This is a genomic window from Streptomyces sp. NBC_00569 (assembly GCF_036345255.1).
GTDB lineage: Bacteria > Actinomycetota > Actinomycetes > Streptomycetales > Streptomycetaceae > Streptomyces.
Window position 1 is genome coordinate 145194 of the sequence record NZ_CP107783.1, and the last position, 22950, is coordinate 168143.

The 22950-nt window shown below is 67.2% G+C and carries 25 protein-coding genes and 2 pseudogenes; 14 read left to right on the top strand and 13 right to left on the bottom strand.

Translation table 11 applies throughout. The annotated features are described in order from the left end of the window. Positions 1–120: 120 nt before the first annotated feature. Entirely contained in the window at positions 121–408 is a 288-nt protein-coding gene (locus tag OHO83_RS00665) for a VOC family protein (RefSeq protein WP_330280694.1), read from the top strand. Between the two features lie 162 nt (positions 409–570). Here OHO83_RS00665 and OHO83_RS00670 read toward each other — a convergent pair whose 3' ends face one another. Both OHO83_RS00670 and OHO83_RS00675 read right to left on the bottom strand, forming a co-directional pair. Beyond that, on the bottom strand, positions 571–1146 hold the full coding sequence (locus OHO83_RS00670) for a 2'-5' RNA ligase family protein (protein ID WP_330278411.1): 576 nt from the start codon (positions 1144–1146) through the stop codon (positions 571–573). A gap of 117 nt (positions 1147–1263) precedes the next feature. Then, positions 1264–1452 carry a hypothetical protein gene (locus OHO83_RS00675; RefSeq protein WP_330278412.1) on the bottom strand — a complete coding sequence of 63 codons (189 nt, stop codon included), beginning with the start codon at positions 1450–1452 and terminating at the stop codon, positions 1264–1266. A gap of 121 nt (positions 1453–1573) precedes the next feature. On the opposite strand from OHO83_RS00675, the pseudogene OHO83_RS00680 reads away from it, so the two are divergent. Continuing rightward, a pseudogene (locus tag OHO83_RS00680) lies at positions 1574–1954 on the top strand (M24 family metallopeptidase); the annotation flags it as partial. A gap of 52 nt (positions 1955–2006) precedes the next feature. On the opposite strand, the pseudogene OHO83_RS00685 reads toward OHO83_RS00680, so the two are convergent. The 3 genes and pseudogenes from OHO83_RS00685 to OHO83_RS00695 form a co-directional block, all read right to left on the bottom strand. After that, positions 2007–2371 (bottom strand): annotated as a pseudogene (locus OHO83_RS00685) (NAD(P)-dependent oxidoreductase); the annotation flags it as partial. A 439-nt stretch (positions 2372–2810) separates the two neighbouring features. Further along, complete coding sequence (locus tag OHO83_RS00690; protein ID WP_330278413.1) at positions 2811–3230, bottom strand: hypothetical protein; 420 nt, start codon at positions 3228–3230, stop codon at positions 2811–2813. Then, complete coding sequence (locus OHO83_RS00695) at positions 3227–3388, bottom strand: hypothetical protein (RefSeq protein WP_330278414.1); 162 nt, start codon at positions 3386–3388, stop codon at positions 3227–3229. Before OHO83_RS00695 ends, OHO83_RS00690 begins: the two co-directional genes overlap by 4 nt. A 583-nt stretch (positions 3389–3971) precedes the next feature. Here OHO83_RS00695 and OHO83_RS00700 point away from each other — a divergent pair. Continuing rightward, the gene (locus tag OHO83_RS00700; protein WP_330278415.1) at positions 3972–4604 is read left to right on the top strand and encodes a GNAT family N-acetyltransferase; all 633 of its coding nucleotides are present in this window, start codon (positions 3972–3974) and stop codon (positions 4602–4604) included. A gap of 329 nt (positions 4605–4933) precedes the next feature. Here the strand turns inward: OHO83_RS00700 and OHO83_RS00705 are convergent, their stop codons facing one another. Continuing rightward, a complete protein-coding gene (locus OHO83_RS00705; protein ID WP_330278416.1) occupies positions 4934–5245 on the bottom strand; it encodes a hypothetical protein in 312 nt (103 codons plus the stop codon). 570 nt (positions 5246–5815) lie between these two features. Between OHO83_RS00705 and OHO83_RS00710 the strand changes: the two genes are divergently transcribed. Further along, a complete protein-coding gene (locus OHO83_RS00710) occupies positions 5816–6394 on the top strand; it encodes a carboxymuconolactone decarboxylase family protein (protein WP_330278417.1) in 579 nt (192 codons plus the stop codon). Beyond that, positions 6391–7263 (top strand): RNA polymerase sigma-70 factor, encoded by an 873-nt coding sequence (locus OHO83_RS00715; protein ID WP_330278418.1) that lies wholly within the window; start codon positions 6391–6393, stop codon positions 7261–7263. Before OHO83_RS00710 ends, OHO83_RS00715 begins: the two co-directional genes overlap by 4 nt. A gap of 806 nt (positions 7264–8069) precedes the next feature. On the opposite strand, the gene OHO83_RS00720 is transcribed toward OHO83_RS00715, so the two are convergent. Then, positions 8070–8195, bottom strand: coding sequence for a hypothetical protein (locus tag OHO83_RS00720; RefSeq protein ID WP_330278419.1), 126 nt, complete (start codon positions 8193–8195; stop codon positions 8070–8072). A 709-nt stretch (positions 8196–8904) separates the two neighbouring features. Beyond that, positions 8905–11499 carry a SpoIIE family protein phosphatase gene (locus tag OHO83_RS00725; RefSeq protein ID WP_330278420.1) on the bottom strand — a complete coding sequence of 865 codons (2595 nt, stop codon included), beginning with the start codon at positions 11497–11499 and terminating at the stop codon, positions 8905–8907. Positions 11500–11849: 350 nt separating this feature from the next. On the opposite strand from OHO83_RS00725, the gene OHO83_RS00730 reads away from it, so the two are divergent. The 4 genes from OHO83_RS00730 to OHO83_RS00745 all read left to right on the top strand — a co-directional run bounded on the left by OHO83_RS00730 (position 11850) and on the right by OHO83_RS00745 (position 14767). After that, entirely contained in the window at positions 11850–11987 is a 138-nt protein-coding gene (locus tag OHO83_RS00730) for a hypothetical protein (RefSeq protein ID WP_329431541.1), read from the top strand. Positions 11988–12333: 346 nt separating this feature from the next. Then, the gene (hchA, locus tag OHO83_RS00735; RefSeq protein WP_330278421.1) at positions 12334–13230 is read left to right on the top strand and encodes a glyoxalase III HchA; all 897 of its coding nucleotides are present in this window, start codon (positions 12334–12336) and stop codon (positions 13228–13230) included. 290 nt (positions 13231–13520) lie between these two features. After that, positions 13521–13925, top strand: coding sequence for a hypothetical protein (locus OHO83_RS00740; protein WP_330278422.1), 405 nt, complete (start codon positions 13521–13523; stop codon positions 13923–13925). Positions 13926–14182: 257 nt separating this feature from the next. Then, entirely contained in the window at positions 14183–14767 is a 585-nt protein-coding gene (locus tag OHO83_RS00745) for a hypothetical protein (RefSeq protein ID WP_330280695.1), read from the top strand. Positions 14768–14926: 159 nt separating this feature from the next. On the opposite strand, the gene OHO83_RS00750 is transcribed toward OHO83_RS00745, so the two are convergent. Then, positions 14927–15838: an alpha/beta fold hydrolase gene (locus OHO83_RS00750; RefSeq protein ID WP_330278423.1), complete on the bottom strand. Its 912-nt coding sequence runs from the start codon at positions 15836–15838 to the stop codon at positions 14927–14929. Positions 15839–15900: 62 nt separating this feature from the next. On the opposite strand from OHO83_RS00750, the gene OHO83_RS00755 reads away from it, so the two are divergent. The 3 genes from OHO83_RS00755 (at position 15901) to OHO83_RS00765 (ending at position 18365) form a co-directional block, all read left to right on the top strand. After that, positions 15901–16383 carry a MarR family winged helix-turn-helix transcriptional regulator gene (locus OHO83_RS00755; protein WP_266679979.1) on the top strand — a complete coding sequence of 161 codons (483 nt, stop codon included), beginning with the start codon at positions 15901–15903 and terminating at the stop codon, positions 16381–16383. A gap of 424 nt (positions 16384–16807) precedes the next feature. Beyond that, complete coding sequence (locus OHO83_RS00760; protein WP_330278424.1) at positions 16808–17602, top strand: hypothetical protein; 795 nt, start codon at positions 16808–16810, stop codon at positions 17600–17602. Positions 17603–17687: 85 nt separating this feature from the next. After that, entirely contained in the window at positions 17688–18365 is a 678-nt protein-coding gene (locus OHO83_RS00765; protein WP_330280696.1) for a Fic family protein, read from the top strand. Here OHO83_RS00765 and OHO83_RS00770 read toward each other — a convergent pair. After that, a complete protein-coding gene (locus tag OHO83_RS00770) occupies positions 18295–18621 on the bottom strand; it encodes an immunity 53 family protein (protein WP_330278425.1) in 327 nt (108 codons plus the stop codon). The genes OHO83_RS00765 and OHO83_RS00770 overlap by 71 nt on opposite strands. Positions 18622–18775: 154 nt before the next feature. On the opposite strand from OHO83_RS00770, the gene OHO83_RS00775 reads away from it, so the two are divergent. Then, complete coding sequence (locus tag OHO83_RS00775) at positions 18776–19522, top strand: phosphotransferase family protein (protein WP_330278426.1); 747 nt, start codon at positions 18776–18778, stop codon at positions 19520–19522. Between the two features lie 76 nt (positions 19523–19598). On the opposite strand, the gene OHO83_RS00780 is transcribed toward OHO83_RS00775, so the two are convergent. The 3 genes from OHO83_RS00780 to sigJ form a co-directional block, all read right to left on the bottom strand. Then, a protein-coding gene (locus tag OHO83_RS00780; protein ID WP_443066091.1) for an IS5 family transposase occupies positions 19599–20398 on the bottom strand; the annotation gives its coding sequence in 2 pieces (ribosomal slippage) (positions 19599–19765 and positions 19765–20398; 801 coding nt in all). A gap of 366 nt (positions 20399–20764) precedes the next feature. Continuing rightward, positions 20765–21259, bottom strand: a complete 495-nt coding sequence (locus tag OHO83_RS00785) for a VOC family protein (protein ID WP_330278427.1) — start codon at positions 21257–21259, stop codon at positions 20765–20767. A 75-nt stretch (positions 21260–21334) separates the two neighbouring features. After that, complete coding sequence (gene sigJ / locus OHO83_RS00790; protein ID WP_330278428.1) at positions 21335–22267, bottom strand: RNA polymerase sigma factor SigJ; 933 nt, start codon at positions 22265–22267, stop codon at positions 21335–21337. A 213-nt stretch (positions 22268–22480) separates the two neighbouring features. Here sigJ and OHO83_RS00795 point away from each other — a divergent pair, with 213 nt between their 5' ends. After that, positions 22481–22765, top strand: a complete 285-nt coding sequence (locus OHO83_RS00795; protein ID WP_330278429.1) for a hypothetical protein — start codon at positions 22481–22483, stop codon at positions 22763–22765. Positions 22766–22950 lie beyond the last annotated feature (185 nt).

The following is a 22950-nucleotide window of genomic DNA, read 5'->3' on the forward strand; positions in this document are numbered from 1 at the left end:
GCCTGGTGCCTGCGCTGCCGCTGCGACCAGCTCACAGCGTGCAGGCGAATCGGCCGGCAGGGCCGGGGTGTGGGGTGAGTTGCCTTTCTCGAACCGGTGGTTATGTGGTGAGGAACTGCGATCGAGGCGCCGGACTCCAGCGGCCTGGCGAAGTTTTGCGCCGAACTCCTCGGTTGGCACATTGCGCACGAGGAGCTGGGCACGGCCATCGTCGCTGCCTCCCCACAGGGGCCGTTCTTCGTGTTCCATCAGGCGGATGCCTATGGGGCTCCGGTGTGGCCTCCGGCCGAGGGCGAACAGCGCCCGATGATGCACTTCGACTTCCGGGTCGGCGATCTGGATTCGGCGTTCGCCGAGGCGGCCCTGTTCTCGTATTGCTACCGTCAGGTGGCGTGTAGAGCTGAGTGACCGCCACAGCCCTCGTTTCCCTGGGCTGGCGCCTCGTTGAGCTGAACGAGTGACGGTGAGGGGTGGGGTTAGACTATGCACTACGACATCTGTGGTGCTAGCGCTCGATCCGGTAATTCGCTGCCTGGGTCGCTTCTCCCGTGCTCCCAGCGGCGGACCCGGTCACGCTCGATGACTGAGCGACACAGCGTCCAACGTCTCCATGACGATGCGGCTTCCGTTGAATCTATAGACGACGAGCTCGGCATGACGGCATTCGACCTGGCCAAGGGCGAGCTCCCGGCGCTCACCCACCCAATCCACGACGGCTTGCGGCTTGGTCAACGGACGCGTGAAATGCACCAGCGTCGAGTACCAGATATTGCGGTCGAAGTCGGCCTCCAGCCAGGCCTCTTCGCCCAATGCGTCTTCGTAAGCGTCATACAGGCGCTCGATGGCGTCATCCGACGGCTCGGCGCACAGCATGATGCAGCCTGGTGTCAGGGTCAGACCCGACAGGGTCAGCCGAACAGGGCCGATGACTCTCGCCGCCGTCCGTAGCGCCGCTATGTATCGGGATACCCGTGCGTCGCCGTCCGGGACCGATAGACGGTGCTTCTCCAGCGCGCGAAGGGTGAAGTGCGAGGAGTCAGCCGTGCCCGTCGGCCAGTGTCCTTCCCCAGCAACACTCATCGCCTCGCGGGTGATCTCCCCGATGCTGCGGGCGGTCGCGGCGTCAGGTCGCATCACGACGGACATAACCCAGCGGTCCCCGCCATTCACAGGCGGCACCTGGCACTGAACCGCACCAGCCAGAACCGCATCCCGACCCCGCTCAAACAACTCATCGAACCTCGTTGCGTACATGCCGAACGATCATGCCGCACGACCGTCGGCCATGGACAGCGCGAGCAGTGGGTTCGCAGTGGAGATGGTCCGCTCGCTGTGCCCGGATTCACGGGCCAGCAGCGGTAGAAGGGCCAGCAGCAGGACGGCCGCACTGCCGGTCCCAGAGCCGACGGTCAGCGCCGCCTTGATGGCGTCGATCGGCCTCTTCGTCGGCATCCGTGACCATCTTCGTCGTCTGTCAGCCGAATTGGACGGGTGCAGCGGGTTGATCGAATCAGCTCAAGGCGGCGTGCAGAAGGGGTAGTTGCCCTCTGAGCCGACGGAGCGTCGACTCTTAGGCCGCACCTACGTCTTCGGAGATGACCCAGACAAGAGGCGTCTACTGGCGGACCTACCGGCGGTTTTCGACGCGGGGCAGGCCGTGTTTGCTGCCGATCCGGATATCACCGGACGGCAGTTGTACGCGGCCGTGAAGGAGCTCGCGGCCCAGGCAGGCTGGGAGATCGGCATCTGGCACACGGGGCACCTGGTCGGTGAGTTCCCGCACGAGACCATCGACGGGATGAAGGCGGAGTCGTACATCACGCCGGACAACGACACCCCGCTGCGCCGTACGGACCGGCTCGGCCGGACCTGCCACTGGATCCTGGAGCTGCACTTCGTAGATCGACAACGCGGATTCGGCGGCTTCTACGAGCAGTTGCTCGACCTGGCGTGAGCACCGCAAGCCATCCCCGCTGCGGCGGACATGCCTTGCGGAGGTGGGAAGCTCAGTCAGCGGTCTCGTTGACCGCGTAGGAGTGGGCGCCGGCACCGGCGAGGGCGCCGCCGGAGACGATGAGGTACTCGTCACGGATGGGCTTGCCGTCGAGCCAGGATTCGAGGATCTCGCGGGTGCCGGCGGTGTAACGGGCCTGGGCGGACAGAGAGGAGCCGGAGATGTGCGGCGTCATCCGGTGGTGCGGCATGGTGCGCCAGGGGTGGTCGGCGGGGCGGGCTGCGGGTACCAGACGTCACCGGCGTAGCCAGCCAACTGGCCGCCCCTCAGAGCCTTTTGGACAGCGTCGCGATCGACGATGCGGGCGCGAGCGGTGTTGATGAGGTAGACGCCGCGCTTCATGGTGGCCAGTAGCTCGGGTCCGCGCTCGGCGGCGGCGCGTAGGTGCGGAGACCGTTCTGACGGGCGGAAGCACTCATGGGGGCCTCCGGGCGGGGTGGCGTCCTGATGGGCCCCGTCCGGTCGTGCGGTGGTGGCGGTGTCCAGGTGGAGCGCCCCACTGGACGTACGACCTGGACACCGCCGGCGCCGTGCGGCCCGCTTGGGTGTCAGGACGCCACCGCGCCCTGAGGTGTGCGCCGTCGCGCTCTGTCAGAACAGCGCGGTCAGGGAACGACTCCGCTGACTCGTGCACCAAGCGCCGTTACGACCCGGCCCGCCATCGTGTCTCGGCCCTGTAGCGGTGCCGCCCAATGGCAGGCCGGGCCGGCTCCCCACCCCTCCGGAAACCCCGGGGGCGCGGATGCGTGGGAAAAGGCAAGCGGCCGGCTCGGTTCCCGCACCCCTCTCCGAGGCTTTACCCGATCGGGGCACCGGACGGCACCCGGGCCTCTCCCGTGCCGCCGTCGAGCCGCTCGCGCAGGCACGCGAGCAAGACGCCCATCGGCGCCAACGCCAAGGGCAGAAGCACCAGCGCTACCGCGACCGGGGTGATGATGACGAGGACGCCGGTAACCCACACGTTGCCCCCGGTGGTGGCCAGCATGAGCAGCCCCGCCCAGTGCGCCACGTACGCCCCCAGCCACTTCAGCACCACGAAGGCGACGGCGACCGCGACCGCACTCAGCAGGCAGAGCCCAGTGGTGCCCAGCCGTGCCGTACGGGTCAGCGTCCAGGAACGGCGCATCGCTGCCGTCGCCGAGGAGTTGTCCGCCACCCGTATGGTGGTGGCCAGTGAGAAGCGGGCCAGGAGGACGAACCCGAGCACCCAGATCACGACGGGCAGGATCCGGCAAGCAGCGCCGCCGCGCCGGCCAGGACGGCGGAGCCGAACACGGGGCGCCGATTGCGGCCGGTGATCCGCAAGGCCTCGGCCACAACGGGGGTGCCGGCCCGGCGGACGTCCGAACTGATCACAGAACTGCTGTCTGTCATGCCGCACTCTCTCTGTTCATGGACACCAGCCGCAGGGTACGGGCGGGATCAGATGCAGGTGAAGCCGATGCCTGGCCATAAGGGCGCGGGCGATCGGCTTCACGGGGGCGGGTGCGCCAACACGTGCCTGCTCCTTCCGGTCGTCATGACCGGACCCCCGCGCCCTCGGCCACGGTCCTGCATTGGCCACGGCGACACACTTCTCGAGGACGTCGACCGCCTGGCGGTTCACTACGGACTCGGAGGCCGGAGCGGATCAGGTTCTCCCGGCGGCGGACCCAGCACGCGCTGTCGAGACGCTCCAAATTGCCCTTAGACGGCGGGACTTGCCGGCCAACCACGACTTCATGGCACGGCCGGTGACGCCCTGGTCGCGCGGCTCGGCACAGCCGGCCCTGCTGTCGAGATCGCGGATGCGGGCCCTCACCCCGTCCACGCCCTCATAGGTCTGCCCGCGCTCGGGTCCTGGCACTCCGTCATCCAGCCTCCACCCGGCCCCAGCTGACAGCCGTCGGCGTGAGAAGCCCGTCGCCCCGTGAAACACAGTTGCGGAATCACTCCCGCACCCCCAAAGATCGGCGCCATGACTCCCCCGCCGGTTTCCCAGGCCACCCTGCGCCCTTACCGCCCCGAGGACCGCGACGCCCTCTTCGACATCTGTGTACGGACCGGGCACGAGGGCGGCGACTCCCGCCATCTCTACCCGGACCTGGCGCTCCTGCCGAACATCTTTGCCGCACCCTACGTGGTCCTCGAACCGGACCTGGCCTTCGTCGTGGAGGACGGCGGACGGGCCGTCGGCTACATCGTCGGTACAGCCGACACTGCATCCTTCGTCACCCGCTACCGTTCCGAGTGGCTCCCCGGCCTGACGGACCGCTACCCCGCCCCTGTACAGCCCCCGTCCACCCCGGCCGAGGTGATGACCGACTTGATGCACCGCCCGGAACGGATGGTGCTCCCGGAACTGGAGGCCTACCCGGCCCATCTCCACATCGACCTGCTGCCCTCCCACCAGCGGAACGGCTACGGGCGGCAACTCATGGATGCCTTCCTCGCCGCCCTGCACGCCAAGAGTGTCGCGGCGGTCCACCTCTCCATGGTCACCAGCAACACCCCGGCCCGCGCCTTCTACAACCGCGTCGGCTTCCACGAGATCGACGTCCCGGACCCCGGGCCTGTCACCTACCTCGGCCGGACCACCACCAGCCCCTGACACGACGGCCCGGAGAACACAACAGAAGATCGAGTCCGCCGCGCCGCTCAGTACCAGCGCAGGTACGAACCGCTCCGGCTCCATCGGCGGGCGCCGCCACGCACAGCGGGCAAGATCCGCCCATCCAGCCCCGGCGCAGATACGCAACTCACCTGATTCTTCGTCGAATTCAAGATCGTGGCCTCGATCGCATCCACCCAGAAGCCGATCATCCGTCTGGGCGACATCGGCGACCAGGTCCTCTCCCCCACCGCAGAGGCTGCACAATCTCGCCCGCTTGACTGGCCTGGGGCGAGTGCAAGACTGCGGCAACCCGTTCACAACGAGCATCAGCGTTCCGCTTCTCTGTAGGCGTGGGTGAGCGATTCCATGAGGTGCGGGATTTCCACGAAGACGGATGCGGGGCCGAGGACATCCAGGACGCCCGAGCGTTGGACGAGTGTATTTACATCGGCTGAGGGACTCCGCCGCGGCATGTGCTTCTTCGCCACCGCCGCCTTCTTCGCCGCCGGTTTCCCGCCGCCTGCCTCCTTCGCCGCCTGCGCCCGCTTGATCGCCTCGCGCTGCGCCCTGCCGGGCCGCTTCTTCGGATGCCGACCGCGTGCCGCCTTGGCGGCCTTCTGTGCCGGGGTCTGTCCCACGGGCGGAGCGTAGAGCCACTGGGGCGCCGACCGCCGCGCAGTACATCCCCACCAGTCATCTGCATTGCCTCTTCCGGGACGAAGACGCCACCGTCACCTGGGCCAGAGATGCCGTAACAGCTCTTCCTTGAGCCGGTTGGCGAGCTGATCGCCTTCCTGGAGGTCCTCCACTGGCAGACGGGCGTCCACCCCGCTTCGGCGTCCGGTCCGGCAGCAACGGCTCGATGCGTGCCCACTGGGCGTCAGTCAACGGCACACCAGACCGACGATCAGATCATCCGAAGGGGGCGGCCTGGTACCGAGAACAGGAGCAGCCCGTCCAGCGCCCCGCCGATGAGCGTGGCGTAAGTCCGGTGCGGGAGCCGGCCCGGGTTGCGGTCGTCATGATCGTGGCCGTAGACCCGAATGCGCCGGAGAGGAGGAATGACCTTCTGGTCACTGTCGTCTGAGAGCGGCCGAGGGTCGGGCTGTGCGTGCTGACGATCCCTGCGCTGTGGCGATGGTGGTTGTCACATTCGCGGGCCCGGCGGTGTCTTCATGCCGAACAGGCAAACGTCTAAGGAGAACACCATGGCGCTACGGATCCCGAAGGCCGAGCTCCCCGCCGAGCTCCGCGAAAACCTGATCAAGCAGCTCGGCTCCGTGCCCGAGCCCAACGAGGTGCTGTGGAACAACCCCAAGCTCGCCGAGGCCAACCAGGAGTTCTCGGCCAAAGTGGGCACCTGGGACGCGGCCGACGCGAGCCTCAAGACGTTCGCGCACATGGCTGTCGCGGCACAGGTCGGCTGTAGCTGGTGCCTCGACATCAACTACTTCGCGGCACTGAACCAGAAGCTGGACCTGGCCAAGGCGAGCCAGGTGCCGCGCTGGCGGGAGTCGCAGGTGTTCACGCCATTGGAGCGGGAGGTGATGGAGTACGCCGAGGCCATGACGAACACGCCGACGACCGTCACCGATGAGCTGTCGGCGAGTCTGCTCGGCCAGCTCGGCCCGGCGGCACTGGTCGAGCTCACCGTGTTCATCGGCTTCGCCAACCTGGCGGCCAGGTGCAACACGGCGCATGGGATCACCTCTCAGGGCTTCTCCGATGCCTGCGAGATCCCGCTGGCTGCGCGTCCTCAGACGTCCGACGTAGCGTCGACGGCATGACCGAGGACCCGTTCGTCGCCCATCGCAGCCTGCTGTTCACGGTCGCTTACGAGATGCTCGGCTCCGCGGCCGACGCGGAGGACGTGCTTCAGGAGTCCTGGCTACGGTGGGCCGAGGTCGACCGGTCGCGGGTGATCGACGCGCGGGCGTACCTCGTCAGGACCGTTACGCGGCAGGCGCTCAACCGGCTGCGGACGTTGGCGCGCAGCCGCGAGGACTATGTCGGCGAGTGGCTGCCGGAACCGTTGCTGACCAGCCCTGATGTCGCCGAGGACGTAGAGCTCGCGGAGAGCGTCTCGATCGCGATGCTGACCGTCCTTGAAACACTCGGGCCGACGGAGCGGGCAGTGTTCGTGCTCCGCGAGGTCTTCGAGCTGCCGTACGGCGAGATCGCCAAGGCCATCGGGAAGTCCGCGGCCGCGGTGCGGCAGATCGCGCGGCGAGCACGCGAGCATGTGGCGGCCCGGCGGCCGCGGGTGCAGGTGAGCCGGTCGGAGCAGCAGGCCGTGGTGGACCGGTTCCTGCTCGCGTTGCGCACCGGGCAGTTGCAGGAGCTGGTGGACGTCATGGCGCCGGACGTGGTCTTGATCGCCGATGGTGGCGGGCTTGCGGCCGCCGCTCTGGCTCCGATCCACGGAGTCGAGTCCGTCGCGAAGGTGCTCGCGCGCACGGACCGGGCGGAAATGGTCGCGTTCGCGACGACGGCCGTGTGGCTCAACGGCGCACCTGCGGGCCGGATCGAGATCGACGGCGAGCTGGCCACGGCGGTGAGCCTCGTGGTGGAGAACGGGCAGGTCACCCGGGTCTACTTGGTGAGAAACCCGCGGAAGCTGACGAGACTCGACGAACCGGCTGAACTCGCCAGGTAAGTCGGTTGCTGCTCTGGTGTCGTGAGTGGTCCGGGCGAAACCGCCTAGACCACTCACCACCGCGCTGGGCCAGAGCCCGACGGCGGCCAGGGGATCACTGACCCACGGAAAAGGAGATCACCGAGTGGCCGTCAATACACCGCTCCAACGGCCGTGACCCGCGCCTGCAGGGGATGGTCCCGCAGCCGTCAGCGCATTGGAGGCACCGTCGAAGTGGTCCCCGACCGCCAGCCGCCCCGCCTGGATCTCCGTCCAGGCAGCGCATGATGCACCCCGCTCCGTTCATCTGTTCGCCGCCGCGGCCCGTCTGACCGCGTCGCGAGCCCGAGGCTCCCGGACGACGCGCAACAAGACAGATTGCGGCTCTGAACCCCGGGCACGCACGCGCCGGCCTGGTTCCGACGGTTAACAGTCGACCGGTACGGGTTACGCAGTACCCGGTACGCAACCCGCCCCAGTTGGCAGTGCGCAGCCGCAGGCAGGGCCGGGCGGGCGGGCGGGTGTGCTGCGCAACTCCCTGAACCGCGTTGCGCAGCGAGCCCGAAACTCTGCGCACTGCACCCCGAGTCCGGGTTCCATAGGGTGCTGCGTAGTCAAGGGCCGGTACCAGCACCGGTCGCTGCGCACCGGGTCGTGAGAGCTGGCCGGGGCGCAGGCGGAGCCGCCGGATCCGGCCCGTGATCTCCCGCAAGGGCGCGCCTCGAACATCAAGAGCCTGGGAAGGCTCCGATACGTCGTCGAGCAGACCTTCGTCCTCGTCTCGCCAGCAAGATGCTTGGCCCCCGGCGCAGGATGTCGCCTGCCGTCTACAGCTCGCAGACCTGCTTGCGCAAGGCCGCGATGTCCGCGTCTTTCGCTGGCTTCGCGTCCGCCTCGGGCCGCTCGGCCTTCTTCGCGGTCTTGATCCACTGCCGCAACCTCTCGTGGTTCATGCCGAGTTCGACAGCGGTACCCGGGGCGGGCCGCGCTCGACGAACGGGCCAACGCCATCGCGTCGGCCCGGAACTTCGCCGAGTACTTGTAGGTCCCCACCTGGGACTCCTCTCCCCAAACTCAAGTCCCAGTGTCGAGGTGTCTACGATCAAGGTGGTGGGCCTCCTGCTGCGCGAGTACTACCCCGCTGTCATGGACGCCTTCCTTGCCAAGCAGGGCGGCTGGCCCGCAGGGAGGCCCGCCTAATCCGGGCCAAGGCGCCGACGCCGGCGGAGGGCTCGCGGCTGTCTCTGAGTCAGTTGCGCTCCGCCCTCAAGCGCGTCGGTCGCGTCCGCGGTGTTGAGGCGGAGGTTGGCCGCCTGCGTAGTGTCTTGCGAGCCGAGTACGCTCACCAGCCCGCGGCTGTCGAGAACGCCTTCGGCAGGCAGCTTCTCCCTCTGCTGGAGCAGTTCGAAGCAGCCTTCCAGGCCAGTGACGAACTTGCCGAGGCAGGTGATGCCAGCTTTCGCGAACATCCCGATGCCGAGGTACTCCTGAGGTTCCCGGGCCTGGGTGTCCAGCTCGCGGCGCGTGTTCTCACCGAGACCGCCGACGATCGCACACCGCTTCTCCGACGCCCGCGGACTGAAGGCATACGCCGGATCAGCACCCCTGGTCCGAACTGGGATCCAGTGGGGGACGCCAGCGTAGGTGATCTTGCCGTGTACCTCAGGTCGTGTGGTTGATGGTCAGTTCCGTCCAGATGGTCTTGCCCTGTGGTGTGTATCGGGTGCCCCAGCGCTGGGCGAGTTGGGCGACCATGAAGAGGCCGCGGCCACCTTCCTCGAAGGCGCCCGCCCGACGCACATGGGGGGCGGTGCTGCTGGCGTCGGACACCTCGCAGGTAAAGATCTCGTCGTGCAGGAGTCGGACAGTGATGGGCGGGGTGCCGTAGCGCACGGCGTTGGTGATCAGTTCGCTGAGGATCAGCTCGACGGTGAAGGCGATTTCCTCGAGGCCCCACTGGTGCAGGCGACGTACACATTCCGCGCGGACAGGCGCAACGGCGGCCGGGTCGGCGGGCACGTCCCATTGGGCGATTCTGTCTGGGTCGAGGGTGCGGGTGGTCGCCACCAACAGCGCGATGTCGTCCAGGGGCTGTTCGGGCAGGAGCGCTTCGAGAACATCGGTGCAGGTCTGGTCACTGCTGCGGCCTGTGTGTCCGAGTGCGTGCTGCAGCCGGTCCAGGCCGTCGTTGATGTCTAGTTCGCGGTTCTCCACCAGTCCGTCGGTGTAGAGCACGAGTCGGCTGCCCGGCTCCAGGGTCATGGTGTGGGTCTCATAGGGTGCGCTGCCCAGTCCCAGAGGCAGGTTTGCCGGCACGTCGAGCATTTCCACGCCGCCGTCCGGACGGACCAGCACGGGGGGAACGTGACCGGCGCGGGCCATTTCGCAGTGCCCCGTCGTGGAGTCGTAGACGGTGTACAGCAGGGTGGCTCCTGTGACTGCTGCCGCTCCGTTGTCCGGTGCCGGTTCCTGGTCCAGTCGGCTGACGAGCTGGTCCAGGCACGCAAGGATTTCATCCGGATCGAGCTCCAGCGCGCTGAAGTTATGAATCGCCGTCCGCAAGCGGCCCATGGTGGCAGCGGCATGGAATCCGTGGCCGACCACGTCGCCGACGACGAGGGCGACCCGCGCTCCCGGCAGTGGGATGACATCGAACCAGTCACCCCCCACCCCGGCCTGGGCTGGTAGGTATCGAAAGGCGGCGTCGACCGCGTCCTGCTGGGGAAGCTCTCCGGGCAGCAGGCTGCGTTGCAGCGACACGGCCAAGGTGTGCTCGCGGGCATAGCGCCGGGCGTTGTCGATACTCACTGCTGCACGAGCGGCTAGTTCTTCGGCCGTGCTGAGATCATCCCGCTCGAAACGCTGTGGACCGCGCCGCCAGAAGTTGACCAGTCCCAGGACGGTTCCGCGCGCGTGGAGGGGCACTTGGATCACCGAGTGGAAGCCGGCCCGCAAAAGCCGATCGGCGTGTTCCGGAGCAATCGCTTGCCGGCCGGCCGTAGTGGCCAGGTCCGAGACGAGAACGGCACGGGGACCGGCGAGTCCTGGCGCCTGAGAAGTGGCCGGTTCCACGGTCACCTGGGCCCCCATGGGTTGTAGGGCCTGGCTCTCCGGGACACCCTTGATCGTCACACGGCGCATTGCCGGCGAAGCCCCTGGGGGCGGTTCTTGCCCTGTGAGGGCGGCATCGAGCAGGTCCACGGTGGCTACGTCGGCGAACCGGGGTACCGCGACCTCGGCCAGTTCCGTGGCGGTGCGTTCGGCGTCCAGCGAAGTGCCGATCCGCATCCCAGCGTCGTATACCAGCTGCAGCCGACGGGCGGCTGCCTCCGCTCGGCCGGTCAGGTCCCTGAGCTCGGTGGTGTCCCGCAAGGTAGTCACGCTGCCGGCGGGCCCGCCGCCTCGTCCGGTGGGCCGATGGTTGACCGCGAGCAGCCGGTCCCCGCCGTCATGGATCTCGTCGCTGCTGGAGCGGCCGGACCGCAGCATCTCTTCGGTGCGGGGCGGAAGGTTCAGATCGGCGATACGACGTCCTTCCGCATCGCCCGGCAGTTTCAGTAGCCGACGTGCCTCGTCGTTGGCGAGTGTCAGCCGCTGCTCGCTGTCGACCACGATCACTCCCTCACGCACTGCGTGCAACACGGCGTCGTGATGCTCGTACATGCGCGTTACCTCGCTCGGCCCCAGTCCGTGGGTCTGGGCGCTCAGCCGTCGGCTCACCCATGCCGCTGCTGCTGTCGCCAGCAGTAGTGCTCCGACCGCCCCCGCCACCATCCAGGGCAGCGCCCGGTACAGCGTGGTCCGCAAGGTGGAGAGCTCGACGCCGGTGGTGACGATCCCGACCACGCGCTGCGATCGGTCTTTCACGGGCACGACGGCTCGCACGGCGTCGGTGGGCGCGCCGTGGAAGAGCTCGGTATACGAGATCCCGGCCAGAGCGCGGCTGAAGTCTCCGGTGGCCCGCTTGCCGATGAGATCAGGGCGAGGATCGGTGTAGCGGAAGCCACGTGTGTTCAGCACCGCAACGAAGTCGACCCCTGCCGCTCGGCCGATCTGCTGGGCCACAGGCTGAAGTGCCGCGCTCGGTGAGGCCGATCGCAGCGCCACCGCCGTGCTGGGCGAGTCGGCCAGAGACACAGCGGCGGCCATGGTGCGCTGACGTGCACTGCTGATCTGCGCGCTGTGCGTCTGCCACACCAGTACCGCCATCGCGGCAAGCACCAAGAGCACGACGATCACCCACTGCAGGATGAACACCTGCCCGGCGACGGTTCGCAGCCCCGGCCAACGACCGTGCCGCGCTCTCCGCCTCATCAGTCCACCTCCAGAGGCACATGCTGTTCACCGCCTCGGCGTGGACAACCTGATACCGCGCGCAGCGCCCATACACCACACACGACGTATGCGGCTAAATCATTATCCTTGTCCCTGTTCGGATGCGGGTGAGCACAGACCGGCGTGGCCTGGAGAACCCGACTGGCACAAGGACCGTCGCTCTGGAGATCACGGTGGTGTCGGCACAGTGCTCACCGCACGGGGACCGAGCTCGGGCTCGGTCTGGCTGAGCCGTCGGACTCGCCTACCAGCAAGCCCAACGCGAGGCGCGCATGCCCGCCATCGCGCGCACGACTGACGACAGCCACCGCCACTACGAACTCCTCACCGGCCGCTGTAACGCACTGCTGAGCATCCTCGGCGGCACTACCACCCACGTGATCCTGACCAGCACGATCTTCACCCGCTGAGAGCGGCATCCCTGAAATCAGTCCCTGCGGACATCACACCGGCCCCACTGTCAGGCGCCTACGGCGGCGCGGTACTGACCTGCGGTGCCAACTGGCTCGGCCAAACGTCGCCGCACACGTCGGTAATCGGTATTCATCGCGGGTACGGTGCAGCACGGTCGGCCGTGACGGCGGCCGACGCCGCTCACCACCGCCGCAAGATCCACCTGCCGGGCCGAAAAGGGCGCGCTAGCATCGTCATGGATCATCTCGACGAGGCGGTCGATTCTGCCCTTCTCTGGTAGTGCGCCTCTCCCTAACAGCCACTTCCAAGACTTCCAGTCGCTCGCGAAAGTAGGTCGTCAGCATGACGTCTGTCGCAGACGATTTGAGCAGGGAGCCCACACCGGATCCGGCCGAGGACAATGCGTATTTCCCGTCGCCGTATTCGCTGAGTCAGTACACCGCTCCGAAGACCAACTTCGATGGGGTGAAGCACAAGGGCGCCTACAAGGGAAAGTTGAAGGTGCTCATGGTCGCGGCGGCAGAACGCTACATTCTGTTGGAGAACGGCAAGATGTTCTCCACCGGAAACCATCCGGTGGAGATGCTTCTGCCGGCGCACCACTTGATGGAGGCGGGCTTCGACATCGACGTCGCCACGGTGGGGGGCTACCCGGCAAAGCTCGAACTGTGGGCGATGCCGAACGAGGACGAAGCCGTCAAGGCGACGTACGAGGTCCTCAGGCCGAAGCTCAAGGCGCCCAAGAACCTTGCCGACGTCGTCGACAATGATCTCGACGGGGACTCGGACTACCTTGCCGTCTTCATCCCGGGCGGACACGGTGCCGTGGTCGGTCTGCCGACCAGTGAGGCGGTGACCGAGACCCTTGACTGGGCGCTGTCGAACGACAAGTTCGTCATCACCTTGTGCCACGGAATCACCTTGTGCCACGGACCGGCCGCATTGCTCGCCGCCTCGCTGGGCAAGAAGGAGTCACCCTTCAAGGAGTACTCGGTCTGCGTCTTCCCCGACTCGCTCGACGAGGGACCGAACCTCGACATCGGCTACCTCCCCGGCCGCCTGCAGTGGCTCGTTGCCGGTCTGCTGAGAGAGCAAGGACTGAATGTCATCAACGACGACATGACCGGCAAGACCCACCGGGACCGCAAGCTCCTCACGGGTGACAGCCCGCTCGCCTCCAACAGCCTCGGACTCCTCGCGGCCGACGCCTTGGTCCAAGAGGTGCAGAGCAAGGGCTGACCTCGTACGGCGTCCCCCGAGCGTGAAGGATGGCGCTCGAAGACCGATCCTCCGCCGTAGTTCACTTTGCTGCGCCTCACCGGTGGTCCGGGACTGAGGTCATGCTCGGATTGGCCAGAACCGTTAACGAGGCCCTCGCATCCTGCTGAGGTAATGGCACGGCAACCGACCAATCGCAACAACGTCTTACAGAGCGCTTTTGCCCACCGAGATTGTTGGGCGTCGATTTGCGGTCCGAGTCGGTGTGGGTCCTTGGGACGGGTGCGTCCGTTTTGCGGGGCGAGGGATTCATGTCGGCGTTCAGCGAGGGCGGCCTCGTCTCGATGCGCACCTACGGTCCGAACGGCCAGGACCACCAGGTGATCTCGCTGGCCGAGATCCGCAGTGCATCCTTCGCCAACGGCCCCGGCGGTGCCCGCGTCCTGGTGGCCAGCGGCACCCAGTTCGTCGGCGCCTACGACCCGGCGGTCCTGAAGTCCGACGACAACTACGTGCGGTCCGTTGCCGAGTTCAGCGCGCTGGGCGCCCGCGAGCACTTCGTGGCCGACCTCGACAGTGACGGGAAGGACGAGATCGTCCTGCTCACCTTCGACGACCTGGGCGCCGACCGCACCGCGGGCCTGGTCGGCAACTCGGCGTCCCAGCCGTACACGGCGATCCGCTCGCTCATCACCCTGAGCATCGACAAGGGCTGACCACCGACAGCGTCCAATGCGGTGGATCCGCCACCGCGGTCCGGACACACCCGACCCCCTGGGCACAGGCCCAGGGTGTCTCCGCCCTCGATACGGGCATCCACTCGGGCCCCGCTCCCAACGCTTCCGGAGCGGAAGCATCCAGAGGCTGTCCTCATCGACAGCTCTGCGGCTCGTCCGGGGCTCCATCAGCTTGCGGCTTGACGGTCAACTCCCCTGCGTCATGCCTGAAGTGGGGTGGGTAGAGTACTGGCGTGATGCAACGGGGAATCAAACTGACGGCGGTTGCGGGCATGTTGGTGCTGGCCCTCACAGGGTTCTCGACCGGACGGGGGCACGGACACTCGCGGGGGCACAGCAGCGGCGGGGGCGGATGCAGCAGCTCCTCACAGAACCACGGCAGTTCGTCGAACTCGTCCACGTCCGGCGGCGGCACCTCCGGATCCACGTACGGCGATGACGACGATGTGTACAGCAGCTCGTCCGGGTCATCCGGCGGCAGCGGCTCCACGCGACGGCCCCGCTACCGCTCCACGCCGTCATCTTCCGCGACCGGCAACGGGAAGTCGCTGGAGAACGGAACCGTGCGCCTGATCAAGTGCGCCGACGCGAAGACGCCGTACGCCACCGTCCAGGTCAGCAACCCCAACAACAAGTCCATGCGGTTCGACGTCCATGTCGCGTTCCTCGATATGAACGACGGCACGGTGGAAGCTCTCTTCTACGAGGTCAAGGTGCCCGCAAAGGGCAAGGTGACCGCAAAGGTGCCGGTCGGCGGTGATGACTTGGCAGCCGAGGTGGACCACTGCGAGGTCAATCCCGAGGCCCTCCAGCAGGTCTGACACGCCCCCGGAAGGCGCCCGGCGTACAGAGGCTGGTTGGACACCCTGGCAAGCCGAGCGAGATGGAGACGTCTTCGCGGCTTGTACTTCCCGCGCACTGCGTGACCGTTTTCCGGTGCCTGGCTCGGTCAGCTGTCAGTGATTGTGGACCGGCCCGTGTCACCCCATATCGTCAAGCTTCTCGTAGAAGGACAAGAGGCCCTCTGCGAGCAAGTCGGGGCCCTCCATCGCCGCATAGTGGCCGATCCCTTCGAGGGAAAGGACACTGACGTCCCCGGCGACCTGGCGCAGGGTCGCCGGGGTGAACTCTCCCGATCTGCCGCTGGCGGCGAGCACGGGCATGGGGAGTTTCCGGGATGCCAGTTGGCGGATTTCGTCGCCTTCCCGCAGCATCGATCGATACAGTCCGGCCGCGCCGTTGAACGCGTCAGGTCGTGCGTAGGAGCGGGCGAGTTCGTCGATGTCCTCGTCGGTGAACGCATCGGGGGTCACGCAGAGGGACGGGATCGCGTATTGCGCGAGGAATGCCCGTTCCCGTCCGGCGAGCAGCATTTCGGGGATGCCCGGGGCAGCGAGCACGCCGATGTGCCAGGCGCCGCCATGGGCAACGTCCGCCAGCTTTTCGACACCGAACCCGGGCAGCCCGGTCTCGATCGCCGCAAAGCTTCGCACGAGATCGGGGCGAGTGGCGGCGACACGGAACGTGGTGGGGCCACTGATGTCCTGGCCCATAAGGTGGACGGGGCCCACGTCGAGCCGCGTGATCAGTTCACTCAGGTCCTGGGCCGCGGTCACGCTGTCGTGCGCTGTGGTCGCGGTGGCGGAGTCGCCGAAGCCGCGAAGGTCGGGGGCGAATACGCGGTGGCGCTCGCTGAGCAGGGGGATCAGCTTGCGAAAGACCCACCAGGTCTCAGGGAAGCCGTGGACCAGGACGACGGGCGAGCCGGCGGTTCCGGCCGATACGTAGTGCAGTTCGGTCCCGTTCACGCTGACACGGTGGTGCTCGACGCCCGCAATGCTGGAGCTGCCGGTAATGGGGTCCATCGTTCTCCCGGATTCGATCGACAACATGGTTGTCAATCTACAGATCGACAACATAGTTGTCGACCTCCGTTTCTCGTACACTCCGTCGCATGGCACGTTCCTCCGGCGCTGAACTCGCACTGCTGCTCCTCGGCGGCTTCCAGTCGATGGTCGACGACGTCCACAGCGAACTGGCGCACCGCGGACACCCGGGCGTGCGCGCATCGCATGAGTTCGCCCTGCGTGCCATCGACGAGGGAGCGGACACAGCCTCGGAGCTCGGCCGCCGACTCTCGGTCACCAAACAGGGTGCGGCTCGGACGATCACCGCACTGGAGAAGCTCGGATACGTCGAGCGGGAGCCGGACCCGAGCGACGCCCGCCTCAAGCGGCTGCGCGTCACCGACCGCGGCCACGACATGATGACGCTCGGCGCCTCCCTCTTCGACGATGTGCGCGAGCGCTGGGCGGCGCATATGGGGCCCGACCAACTCAAGGCCCTTGAAGCACACCTGACCCAGCTCGTCGCCAACCGGCCGTCGAGCGCCGAAGCCGCGGCACGACTCAATGAGGATCTCGGCGAGACCACCTAAGGACGACCGCCCATGACACGTCGGCCCGCCGCCGTCCACGTACCACGCTCCAGAATGGGTGCATCTGCAACTCCTTCGATCGTCACGCCACACCCACGCGGCCAAAGCTCGGTCCATGTGCCCTGTGCACCGCGCCCGAACCAGACAGCGCTATTCGGGCCACAGGACCGGTCGTCCCACTTCTCTCGAAGCCCGGGAAAGCACCGATTCCGCCGCAGCCAGCTGCCCTGGCAGGACCTGGTCAGAAGCAACCGCCGTACCTTTCGGGCGCTACGCGGCTCCACCTCGTAACCCTCCGTTCTGGCACCATGGCCAACTGAACGGCGTTCTCACCGAGATGGCCGCACCGTACTGAAGGTTCCTGACCGGACATCTTGCGACCGCCTCTTGGAGCTGAGTCGGTTCCGGGCAGTGTCAGACCTGCGTGTCACCGAAGCAGATCAAGGGCGCCGGAAACTTACGGGCCAAAGGCGCGCGGCTTTGGCATGATCGCTCCGTTGTCCTGCCCCGCCCGTTCTGGAGGAACGCCACGGCTATCAATGACGAGCTCGCACCGGCCTGGTTGCCGTGGTCTGCCGTCGATCCCGATCGAATTGCCTTCGTCTGGAACGATGAGGAGGACTCCCAGGTCGCCGCGACGATCGCCTCGATGGTGCCCGCGGCCGGTGCCGGGTGGGAAGAGAAGCATCGCTTCACCACCGAGGTGACGGTGCTTTTGGCAGCCCGATACGGTCGGTGGACCTGCGGATGGCACTGGGCGGTCGGCGAGGGCGGTGGGGGCGGTGTCGTCACCAGCTGGTGCTGCGACTCTCATTCCATCGGTGAGCGCGCCGCGACTGCCGACAAGGTGATCGCGTCGTTGCTGGAGTGGCGCGACTGGCTGGAAGAACTGGCCGAGCGGTTTGCCCAGTTGGCGCCGCCTTCCGGAGCGGACGCCGAGGAGCGCAGCTGGCACCTGGAGCGGGCCGCCACCCGATTGGTGACAGTGGTCGTGGACCGCACAGGTGCCGAATGCGGTTGGTACGGCCTCTGTCACACGGTGCTGACCTGGTTTCTCTCTTCGACGGGCATGAGGCCGGAAGCCGCGAGGGACGCGGTCGAGACCGCGATCGGTGGACGGTTCGAGAGCTGGACGCAACCGTCGCCGATGCTGGTCGAGAATGTGAGCGAGGGTCTCGCCGTGGGCCTGACCGGAGAGCGAGCCTACCGTGACCGCTGATGCCTTGGCTGCGTGGTGCCATGTCAGGAACCAGGTCAATTGGATTTCCGCGGCGGGTGAGACGCCGGCTCCGGTCGAGGCAGCTGTGGACGGCTTCGGCAACTGGTGCGTTGCGGGAGAGCGTTCCACCGATTCGGCCCGAGCCGACCGATTGCTTGCGGCCCTGGCTCAGGCCCACGCAGACGCATCGCGGAGGCGCCCCCTCACTCTCCAGCTGCTGACTGAATGGCAGCAGCTTGTCCTCGGTCTGCCTGAGGTTTCGTTCCGACAAGGCGACGCCTTCGCCAAGGGTGGCCGGGAGCGGTACGCACTCACCCCACGCACTCGGCGGGACTTTGAGCGTTGTCTGCGTGACAGCGCCGACCAGCGGGTACCCCTGCCGTCGCGCGCGGCCAGGGCCTACCTGGACGTGGCGTTCTTCCATCCCTTCGCTGACGGTAACGCCCGGCTCGCCATGCTCACCCTCGCCTATGTCCTGGAGCTGGAGGGAGTACGGCTGGATGAGGTCGGTCCCCTGCAGGTCACGCGTTACGCGGACGACGCCGCCGGCGCAGCTGACCTGGCTGTCCTGATCTCTGTACTCATCCGCTCGACCCACGGCCGGACAGCCGGAGCCAGGCCGGAGGGAGCCGGTTCAAGACCGACGGCAGCTGACGGCGCGCATACTGCTCACCGTGTTCTGCCGGGCTGCTCTACGTGGCATCCCCCCGGCCCGTCGAGGTGGCCCACTGCCGGAACAGGCTCAGCACTTCACCGAGGTTGAGCGGACCGCATGCCGCTTGGAAGACGTCGTCCGACACCTTCGTCATCACCCAGTCGGAGTCGCTGCGTCGCAGGTCTGTCCGCGCGTAGGCCCGGCCGGCCAGTGAAGTCTCTTCAAGATCGATGTCCACTGTCCAGCCCGGGTTGTCGAGCGTTGCAATGCGCACGCCCCACTCGTGCTCCCAGTCACCGTCGCACTGGGCTGCGTACCACCGTTGCAGCCAGCTGAGTTCGTCACCCGTGTCCGTCACGGTCACCGATCCTAAGGACTCCTAACAAAAGTTGTGGGCTTGACTGGTTAGAGGTCGGTGTCGTGCACGAGGCCACAGGGTAGCGGGACGCGGTCAGCCGCGTAATCGCACGTGAGAAACCCGGCGACGTCGGCGATCATCCCCGGGATACTGGTCGCCCATGGATGAGGTCAAAGTCGTCGTCGCCCATTCCGAGCGCGCGACCCTGCGCGTCGGCGATGTGTTTCTGAAGGTGGACGCCGATCAGGCGCGCATCGACGTCGAGGTCGAGGCGATGTCCCTCGCGCCAGTCCCAACCCCGGAGGTCCTGTGGCGCAAGCCGCCCGTGCTCGCGATCGCCGCACTTCCGGGGACGACGCTTGGGCGCCTCGGTGGGCCGTCGACCGGGTCGCCGGCGGCGTGGGCCGCGGCGGGGGCCACCATCCGGAAGTTGCACGATGCGCCGCTGCCGTCCCGGCCGGGCCAGGCCGGCCGGAGCATCGTCGCGTTGGTGACGGAACTCGACGACGAGTGCGAGTTGCTCGTGGCGAACGGCGTCCTGCCCGCGGACCTGGTCACCCGCAACCGCCAGGTCGCCGAGGCCGCGCTCCGGCCGTGGACTCCGGCGTTCACGCACGGCGACCTGCAGATCGCGCACGTCTTCGTCGACGGCGACGAGGTCACGGGCATCATCGACTGGTCCGAGGCGGGCCAGGGTGATGCCTTGTACGACCTCGCCACCTTCACGCTCGGACACGAGGAGCACCTTGACGACGTTATCGTCGGCTACGGCACCGACGTCGACCTCGACGTGATCCGCGCGTGGTGGTCGTTGCGAAGCCTGCTGGTGGTTCGCTGGCTGGTCGAGCATGGCTTCGACCCGTTCGCGCCGGGCTGTGAGGTCGACGTGCTGAGATCTCAGATGTGAGGCTGCGCGGGCCCGACTGCTGCGAGTGCGTTCTGACGCATCGAGCAGGCCATCTCCTGGGGCGCAACACCTACCCTTACTCCCGACAAAGTGCAGTGCGGAGTCGTCGCCAGCAGATGACGGCGCAGCCGAGGGTGACGAACGCGTGGTGGATGTCGTCGCGGATCTCCCAACGGGTGCGCAGGCGGCGGAACCACTGCAGCAGCGCGATCGCTCCTTCCACGACCCAGCAGTAAACGCCTGGGCCGGAGCCGTGCCCGGGCCGCGCCGGACGATGTGCGGGGTGATCTGGAACCGGCGGACCTTGTACCGGTAGACCTCGTGGTCATAGCCGCGGTCGGCGTACAGGTGCTTGGGGCGGCGCAGTGGCTGGCCGCCCTTGCCGCGGATCGGCGGGACGGCCTGGACCAGCGGAATCAGTTGGGTGACATCGTTGCGGTTGCCGCCGGTCAGCGTCGTGGCCAGCGGGATGCCGTGCGCCTCGACGATCACGTGGTGCTTGCTGCCAACCTTGCCCCGGTCCACCGGGGACGGACCGGTGGCCGGCCCGCCCTTCATCGCGCGGATGTGGCTGGAGTCGACTGCGGCGCGGGAGAAGTCCAGCAGGTCTGCGGCCTGCAGTTCGGAGAGCAGCAGCTCGTGCAGGCGCTGCCAGACCCCGGCCTCGTTCCGGTCCCGCAGCCGTCGCCAGCAGGTCATCCCCGAGCCGAAGCCCAGCTCCTGGGGCAGAAACTCCCAGCGGATCCCGGTGTAGAGAACGAACAGGATCCCGCACAGCACCTTGCGACTATCGAGCCGCTTACGAACCGGACGTCGCGGTTTACGCAGGATGACCGGCAGCAGCGGCTCAATGCGCGCCCACAGCTCGTCGTCGATCTCCCACGGCCTGGCAGCGGTCTTCCTCGTCTCGACTGGCTTGCACCCCCTTCGGCCAGCATCAACGAGAACTGACACGCCGTCATTCCCGGAGGTCCAGAAACCTCCTTTTGTTAGGAGTCCTAAGTGACCCATGAGAGGGCAGGTCCATGCCAGCACGGCACCCCGGGCACCTGAGCGACGGACCGCACATCGACGTCCGGGAACGGCACATCATCCAGCGAGCAGTCACCCACCAGCGAGGCATGGCCTGCCGGAACATTCCGTCACACGACTCGGTTACCTGGGATTCACGGAACTCCGGCCAGATCCAGAACTTGAGATCGCCATCGGGCCTGCACGCTCGAGGATGGCGAAGGTTCACTGTCAACTGTGCCCTGCGAATGCTTCGTTCGTCAGCTCCTGCAGCTCAGCCAGCGGCATGTCGCGGAGGTGCTGTGTCAGCCCCCAACGGTGACCGAACGGGTCCAGCAGTTGCCCCTCTCGCTCGCCCCAGAAGGCGTCGTTCAAAGGGCGGATCACGGTGGCACCGGCATGGACGGCCCGCTGCCAGGCGGCGTCCACATCGTCGACATGCAGGTAGATGGCACCGCAGGTACCGCCGAAGTGCTCTGGTCCGAAGGACTTCAGCTCAGGGAACTCGTCGGCCAGCATCAGGGTGAGGGTCCCGATGCGGATCTGGACATGGATCAGTCGGCCGTCGGGCACCACCAGCCTGGTGAGCTCCTCGGCTCCGAACGCCTTCTGATACCAGCTGGACGCCTCGTCCGTGCCGCGAGCGGTGAGGTGCAAGGTATGAGAAGTGAACGACATGGTCAGCCCTTTCTGAGATCTGGATCCTGGCCAGACAAGGCGGCGCATCGATGCGACGCGCAACCGGCTCGATGACTCGACGGCACAGCAGGGCGAGATGTCAGCTCCATCGGGGCAAGGAGGTCAACTGGCCCATGGCCGCAGCTTGTCCGGGTTGCGGATCGCCCAGATCCGTTGGATGTGGTCGTCGTCGATGTCGAACGCGTAGACGGTCAATACGTTGCCGCCCTTCATCGCGACGAGGCCCAGTTGGCCGTTGACCGTCCGTTCGACGAGGTCGAGTCGACCGGCGAGACCCACCAGCCGCACGAGGAACTCCGCGACGGCTTCACGGCCTCGGACCGGGACCGGCGACGCCATCGCGCGACCGCCACCGTCGGCTACCGCGACTATTGACGGGTCCAGCAGCTTCACCAGGGCATCCACGTCTTTGGCCTGCCATGCCCGCCGGAAGTCACGAACGATCGCAGCACGCCGCGGCGCCCCCGCACCACGGCTGCGGGCAGCGGCCACCCTCCGACGACCTGCGGAGGCCAGTTCCCGGCAGGCACCCGGTGTTCGGCCGACGATCTCGGCCACTTCACGAAACGGCACCCGGAACACATCGTGCAACATGAAGGCGACGCGTTCGGCCGGTGTCATCGCGTCGAGGACGACCAGGAACGCCATCTCGACGGACTCATCCAACGTGATGTGGTCGGCCGGATCATCCGCCGTCGACCCGAGCGAGAGCCCGCTCCACTCCGCACGAACCGGCAGCGGCTCGGGGATCCATGCGCCGACATAGCGTTCGCGACGTACACGTGCCGAACGGAGTTGGTCGAGGCAGATCCGGCTCACAACGGTGGTCAGCCAGGCGCCTGGAGAGGCGATCCCTTCGCGGCGCGCCTCGGAAAGCGCGAACCAGCGAGCGTAGGCCTCCTGGACGGCGTCTTCCGCCTCGGTCAGCGAGCCGAGGAGCCGATAGGCAACATTCGCGAGGACGCCACGTTCGGAATCGAACAGGTAGCCGTCCGGCCGCACCGGAGGCTCGTCGTCTCTGCCTGTGATCTTCATCGGTCCTGTTCCCCCAGTCTCCACGTACGAGTCTCCTCGTTCACACGACGAATCAGGACCCATCGATGTCAGCCGTCGACGCGGCTCGCCGGTCTTCTCATCGCCTCGGGCGCTGCGCCGTCGGTTCGGCTTGTCGGCGAACCTGTCGAACGCAACGGCGACGGAGTGCTCCACGGGGCGCCACACCGTGCGCGGCAGGCGAAGGCAGTACCTGTGACCTACGCATTCGCGGTCCAGTCGCCGGGCGGCGGCGAGTGGGGTGTTCCGCGACAAAACATCCGGCTCGTCCGGCAGCTTGCGGTCCGGCTGCTACGACGCACGGGGCGCCCACGTGCGCGGCACGTACGCGAAGCCGCAGGGATCCAGCGGTGGGCGGACGAGCCGGGCGCGTGGGCTCAGACGCTGGAGCGGTTCGGGTTCACCGACGTCGCGGCCCGCGTCGCGCCCGCCCCCCAGGATCAGGAGCTGGGCACGCTGCTCGTCACCGGCCGGCGTTGACCTAGCGGACGATGTCCCCCCTGCGTCGTCGCTCGCGCTGAGGAGGCGGACCTGGCGCATGTTGCCGCCGCCGTGGGAGACGTTCATCATCACCGAGGGGTTGTGGTCGTCGGAGGCTCTCGGCGCGCTCCCCTCGAACGTGCCACCTTCCACGACCCAGTTCGACGGCCCTATTTAGCCGGTCC